This is a genomic window from Psychroserpens burtonensis DSM 12212, assembly GCF_000425305.1.
In the GTDB taxonomy this organism is placed as follows: domain Bacteria; phylum Bacteroidota; class Bacteroidia; order Flavobacteriales; family Flavobacteriaceae; genus Psychroserpens; species Psychroserpens burtonensis.
This window is the reverse complement of record NZ_AUDE01000027.1, coordinates 68,273-74,420: the sequence shown is the minus strand read 5'-3', so window position 1 is coordinate 74,420 and position 6,148 is coordinate 68,273. Positions and strand designations below refer to the sequence as shown.

The following is a 6,148-nucleotide window of genomic DNA, read 5'->3' as shown; positions in this document are numbered from 1 at the left end:
TCTAGCGATATTTTAAGTAACTCTTCAACAATAGGTTCGATTTTAGTTCCAGCAAAAATGGCAACAATACTGCCCTTCTTTCCTTTTGCGCTTTTATTTGTTATGATAGTATAAAGTTCGCCTCTAGACAAGGCTGTTTCATCAATAGAAAGATAAGGACCTATGTTCTCTGAAAAAATAAGCCATTTTTTAGCATGTGGTTTTTGTTCCCAAGTTTTAAATTCACTAAGATAGTCCCTATGCTGTCTAGCCAATTTTTTACCATTTACATTGTAAAAACCAGCGATAGTGTAGCAATCAGAAGCCTTAGTATCGACTAATTTCTTTTAAAAAAGCAGCAAACTCGGTGGTCATCCGTGTTCCCTGTGCTACTAAATTCCAGTCTCTTTGAACGACCTCTTTAGTGGTTTTATCTAACCATCTACGTCGTTTAACATGCAAATAGACGGTATTACCTCTTAATGGAAAGTCTTGGATAGTGGCTTGTTTATGGAACCCATGTGCAATTAATTCTCGGGAAGTTTCTTCTTTAGGGGCGCTATTGCGTTCTTCAAAATAAAGATGCATTACTTCATCTTTCTTGGTATGGCTAATCAAATCGAAGTGGGTTATTAAAAATTCAGGAAGAATAAGCTTAAGCAGTTCTTGATAGTTGTCCAAAATACTCTTTTTAACAAAAATCGGAATCTATTTTTAATTATCAAACACAACTTTTAGGAATGATCCAATGTGACCTCATTTAAATTTACATATCTAAAACCCATCCCTAAGTAGTAAGAACTTAAGCCAAGTAACTTGACAAGAGTTACCTTTTAGGAGTTATCTAGCCTTAAGCCGTTACTTAAATTATGAACACTAATTAATTACTAAATGTGTATGACGCAATACTATTGAGAAAGCCTTTAGACTAAGTTAACTAAAGGTCCTGTTATGTTTCAAATTGATGTTCTTTTTATAGACGTTACAAAATATAACTTAAGAGGACAAATCGAAGTGTTTTCAATTTGCATTGCATCATAAAAAGTCGATCTGATTACCGTATGAATCCATACTAAATTCTCATATTATGGAAATAACATACTAAGATTTCTAAATTGGATAATTGTTACGTTCTAAGTCCCTCCTTCAACTCTACAAGCGATGTGAATACTTGACTTTTCCGAAGTAAAATAAATATTTATAAGTATACAGCACAAAACCAAAAGAGCCCTTAGAATAATCTAAAGGCTCTTTTATATCTATTACTACTGTAATCGTATTATTTCTTTTTGTTTTGCTGCGATTGCTTTTGTTGCTCAGCTTGCTCCATCATATTAGACATCTTTTTCTGAAACTTGTTTTGTTTCTTAGGCTTTGTCTTATTTACTTGAATCTGAGCATGAATCTTATTTTCATCTAGAATATAATTCTTAATCACTAACATAATACCAATACTAATAAGGTTAGAGATAAAGTAATATAAACTTAATCCTGATGCATATTGGTTAAAGAAAACCAACATTAATATAGGAGAGAAGTAAATCATATACTTCATCATTTTGCCCATATCTGGCATACCTTCTTGTGTTGGCTGAGATGCCATTTGTTGACCTGTCGTCATTTTCATATAAAAGAAAATAGCTATTGCTGCCAAAATTGGAAATAAACTTACGTGATCTCCATAAAACGGAATGTTGAACGGTAAATCTGCAATCACATCATAAGATGATAAATCGTCTGCCCAAAGGAAGCTTTTTTGACGTAATGCAAAAGCTGTTGGGAAAAACATAAACAACGCATAAAACACTGGTAATTGAATTAAACCAGGTAAACAACCAGCTAGTGGACTTGCACCTGCTTTATTTTGAAGTGCCATTGTTTCTTGTTGCGCCTTCATTTTGTTGTCTTTATGCTTTTCTCTAATCGCATCTAACTCTGGTTTTAAGACCTTCATTTTTGCTTGCGATAAAAACTGCTTGTATTGTACAAATGACATGACTAATTTAATTAAAATAGTCATTACGATAATAGCTATACCATAAGGTAAAAAACCGCTTAAAAAACCAAATAATGGTATAAATAAATACTTATTAATCCATCCAAAAATTCCCCAACCAAAGGGTATACTTTCTTCTAATTTATGGTCATAGTCTTTTAAAACCTTACTATCTGTTGGTCCAAAATACAATTGAAAATCATTATTTGCATCTCCATTAGTGAATGTTAATGGCAACTTAGAGTCATATTGCTTGGTGAAAATCGTATCAACTTCTTCATTTTCGACTAAATCTAAAGAAGAAATTCTTACATTCTTAATTGGTGTTTCAGCCACCAATATCGTACTAAAAAAGTGTTGCCTGTATGATAACCAACGTGCATCATCAAGAACCTCTTCATCTTCTCCTGTTTGACTTAACTTATCAATCTTGTCTCCTTCAGACATATATGTTAATCGTGTGTAACGATTCTCATAAGTGATGCTCTGGTCATGACGATAGGTCTTTAATCCCCACTCTAAATCTATGGCTTGAGAGCTATTTACAACATTGTTTAAACCTTCTGATCTAATAGAAAAATCTATCATATACTCATCTGGTTTCAACTCATAACGGTATTCTAAAAACTGAGTTGCTGATGCTTTAAATTTCATCGAAACAACGGTATTTTGTCCGTTTTTGGTTATTGTTGGCTCAAAATATTGATCTTGGGTGTTTAATATTCTATTATCTGCTGTTGGAAACGTGATATTGAATGATTCATTTCCATTTTGAATCAATGCGATTGGAATAGAATCATAATCGACAAAATCTCGCAGTATTACTTCGGAAAGGAAACCACCCTTATTACTAAATTTTAAGTCAAACACATCTGTTTGTACAGTTGTATGGGTATCTGTTGCATAAGGAAGTGTTGATGAATAGGCAAAAGATCCTAACTTGTTTTTCAAGTCGGCTAATTTTAAAGAATCTCCAGGCTTTGGAGCCGTAAAATCTGCTCCAGTGACAACTTTAGTCTCTTTGACTTGTTTTATTTCGGCTTTTTTATCAGCTTCAATTTGTTCTTGCTTTTCTTGTTCTGCTAATTCTTCAGGAGTGGGTTGTCTTTCCCACATCATAAAGATTAATATTGCGAAGATAAGAACGAATCCTATAATCGATTTAGTGTCGAATTTTTTTTCTTCCATGTTGTAATTTAAAAATATCTCTGATTGGTTAAAGAGAGTGGTACTATTTTATCAAAAAGCTATCCAATATTATTTCTGTGCCATACTGACACTTTTATTCTCCGTTTTATAATCTAATGCCGCCTTAACGAAAGACACAAATAATGGATGCGGACTAGCAACTGTACTCTTATACTCTGGGTGGTACTGTACTCCTACAAACCAATTATGTGTTGGGATTTCCACAATTTCTACAAGACCAGTTTCAGGGTTTAATCCCGTTGTTTTCATGCCAGCATCTTCAATTTGTTGCTTGTAATTGTTATTAAATTCATAACGATGCCTATGTCTTTCTTTTATATTAACAGTTTGATAAATCTCTTTGGCTAAACTACCCTCTACTAATTGGCAATCCCAAGCACCAAGTCGCATCGTACCTCCTTTATCTGTAATAGATTTTTGTGATTCCATGAGATTAATCACAGGATCTGTTGTCTTCTCATCCATTTCTGTAGAATTAGCATTTGCTAATCCTAAAACGTTTCTAGAATATTCAATAACTGCCATTTGCATGCCTAAACAGATTCCAAAAAACGGAATATTATGCTCACGCACATAACGCACCGCAACAATTTTACCCTCAATACCGCGCTCTCCAAATCCAGGAGCAACTAAAACACCGTGTAAGTGTTGTAACTTTTTTGCAGCATTCTTCTCTGTTAAATATTCAGAATGTATAGATTCTACTTTTACTTTAACTTCATTCTCTGCTCCTGCATGAATGAAGGATTCTAAAATAGATTTGTACGAATCTTGAAGTTCTACATATTTACCAATAAGACCAATAGTAACCTCTCCATTTGGGTTTTTATGACGCGATAAAAACTGATTCCATTGTGTTAAATCTGGTTCTGTACTTTTTAACTCTAACTTTTTTAAGACTACGGTATCCAGGCCTTGCTCTAACATTAAATTAGGGACATCATAAATTGTCGATGCATCTATAGATTGTATCACAGCTTCTGGACGAACGTTGCAAAACTTGGCCAATTTATCTCTTAATTCTGCTGGAAGTTCGTGCTCTGTACGACATACTAACACATCTGCCATGACCCCACTTTCCATCAGTGTTTTTACACTGTGTTGCGTTGGTTTGGTTTTTAATTCTCCAGCTGCAGATAAATATGGAATTAGTGTTAAATGAATAACCATCGCATTATGCTCTCCTAAATCCCATTTTAATTGTCTTACTGCTTCAATATAGGGTAGTGATTCAATATCACCCACTGTTCCTCCAATCTCTGTAATCACAATATCATAATCTCCAGAGTTCCCTAAAATTTGCACGCGATGTTTAATCTCGTCTGTAATATGAGGAATCACCTGAACCGTCTTACCCAAAAACTCACCACGACGCTCTTTATCAATCACACTTTGATAAATACGACCAGTGGTTACGTTATTAGACTGACTCGTTGGCACATTTAAAAAACGCTCGTAATGACCAAGGTCAAGATCTGTTTCTGCACCATCATCTGTCACATAACACTCGCCGTGCTCATAAGGATTTAAAGTTCCTGGATCAATATTAATGTAAGGGTCTAATTTTTGAATTGTAGTTCTGTAACCTTGAGCTTGAAGTAGCTTTGCAAGGGAAGCTGCGATGATACCTTTTCCTAAAGAAGAGGTAACACCACCGGTTACAAAGATGTATTTTGTTGGTCTTGTCATGTTGCGTATATAAACGCAGGCAAATTTACAAAATTTAAATAGTTATTTTTGAATTGTTTTTGGGTTTATTGATAATATTAAAAACGTTACATTTCAAAGCTGTTTTTAGCGTCATTTTCTTGTGAAAGCGTATTAGCTTCTTTAGCCTTTGTATATGACCCATTCAAACAGAGCAAAGAGTTACACCATTTTAGTGATAAATATTGACTGATATTGTCAAATAGATTTCACTTCTATCTCTCTATATAGAAAAATATGTGATAGAATTAAAAAAGGGGATTCTATATTAAAAAAGGAAAAATCTGACTCCATTGCTTTTATACTTCGACCGGAGTTATTATCTACAATACAGATAGAAAAAAGCCGACTTAAACCAATTAACCAATAAAAATCAAACACAAAACTGTTTTAGCCTATCTTTTAAGTCCCTTGGCTTTAAAAGCTCATGTTTACAATTTACTATTGTTTAGGATATCGCTTCTGAATATCCTTTATCAAATACTCCAAGCCATTTAATTTTAACTCATAAACTTGAGTCAACATATCACCTAATTTTCCTTTTGGGAAGCCTTTATTGTGATACCAAACCACATAATATTCTGGTAAGTCTATGAGGTAGCGCCCTTCATATTTACCAAAAGGCATTTTGGTGTGTGCGAGTTTAATGAGAAAATTTTTATCTGGTTGCAACATCTTATTTTGAGCGGAAGTCCTTATATTTATAAAGTTCAATTTTTACAAATTGAGACCAAATAGCCTGTTCGGTCTTGTTTATAGAATTATCAGTTTGGGTATCGTAGTCATTTTGCATTATGGCCAAATTTTTATTGGCTTGCTCATGCAAATCCCTAAGTTCTTGCTTAATATTTTGCGAGACGTTTACTCTAGAAATATTAAAACGTAATTGCCTCACATGCAGCTCTGTAATATCAAAATGAAGTTGCTCGTGAGCTAAAATATAATCATCACCTTTGTTCTTTAAATACCATGATTTTTCTGGATAGAAATATGCTTCGGAAATGGCATTAAAATCGATATATTTATCATTAGATTGACTTACCGAAAATGAAAATGCAATCCCAGAAGCAGTGACTGCAACAGCATCTGTATTTTGCTCAACTTGACCTTTGAAATCTGACCAAGTGAGTTTTTTGCTATCACTCCACGAGATAGTGACCTCTTCGATTATGGCAGGTTTCAGAATTAACAAAAAAACAATTAATAGTCTCGATAGCATTTAGTTTGCAGTATTCTCGTTAAATTTTAGAATCATGT

At 33.7% G+C, this 6,148-nt stretch carries 5 protein-coding genes and 1 pseudogene; all 6 read right to left on the bottom strand.

Features of this window, described 5'->3' with window-relative positions; genetic code table 11:
* Window positions 1-254 (bottom strand): annotated as a pseudogene (locus H593_RS0112775) (ISAon1 family transposase); the annotation flags it as partial.
* Between the two features lie 52 nt (window positions 255-306).
* Window positions 307-597 (bottom strand): ISAon1 family transposase N-terminal region protein, encoded by a 291-nt coding sequence (locus H593_RS0112770; RefSeq protein WP_315969382.1) that lies wholly within the window; start codon window positions 595-597, stop codon window positions 307-309.
* Window positions 598-1,258: 661 nt separating this feature from the next.
* Window positions 1,259-3,163 (bottom strand): membrane protein insertase YidC, encoded by a 1,905-nt coding sequence (yidC, locus tag H593_RS0112765; RefSeq protein WP_028872810.1) that lies wholly within the window; start codon window positions 3,161-3,163, stop codon window positions 1,259-1,261.
* A gap of 69 nt (window positions 3,164-3,232) precedes the next feature.
* Window positions 3,233-4,873 carry a CTP synthase gene (locus H593_RS0112760; protein ID WP_028872809.1) on the bottom strand — a complete coding sequence of 547 codons (1,641 nt, stop codon included), beginning with the start codon at window positions 4,871-4,873 and terminating at the stop codon, window positions 3,233-3,235.
* 459 nt (window positions 4,874-5,332) lie between these two features.
* The gene (locus tag H593_RS0112755; RefSeq protein WP_028872808.1) at window positions 5,333-5,566 is read right to left on the bottom strand and encodes a DUF3820 family protein; all 234 of its coding nucleotides are present in this window, start codon (window positions 5,564-5,566) and stop codon (window positions 5,333-5,335) included.
* 1 nt (window position 5,567) lies between these two features.
* A complete protein-coding gene (locus H593_RS0112750; RefSeq protein ID WP_028872807.1) occupies window positions 5,568-6,110 on the bottom strand; it encodes a DUF922 domain-containing protein in 543 nt (180 codons plus the stop codon).
* Between the last annotated feature and the right edge of the window lie 38 nt (window positions 6,111-6,148).

Excerpts from the sequence above, each read along its gene's own strand:
- H593_RS0112750 (WP_028872807.1), bottom strand. The coding sequence starts at position 6,110 with ATGCTATCGAGACTATTAATTGTTTTTTTGTTAATTCTGAAACCTGCC.
- H593_RS0112760 (WP_028872809.1), bottom strand. The coding sequence starts at position 4,873 with ATGACAAGACCAACAAAATACATCTTTGTAACCGGTGGTGTTACCTCT.
- yidC (WP_028872810.1), bottom strand. The coding sequence starts at position 3,163 with ATGGAAGAAAAAAAATTCGACACTAAATCGATTATAGGATTCGTTCTT.
- H593_RS0112755 (WP_028872808.1), bottom strand. The coding sequence starts at position 5,566 with ATGTTGCAACCAGATAAAAATTTTCTCATTAAACTCGCACACACCAAA.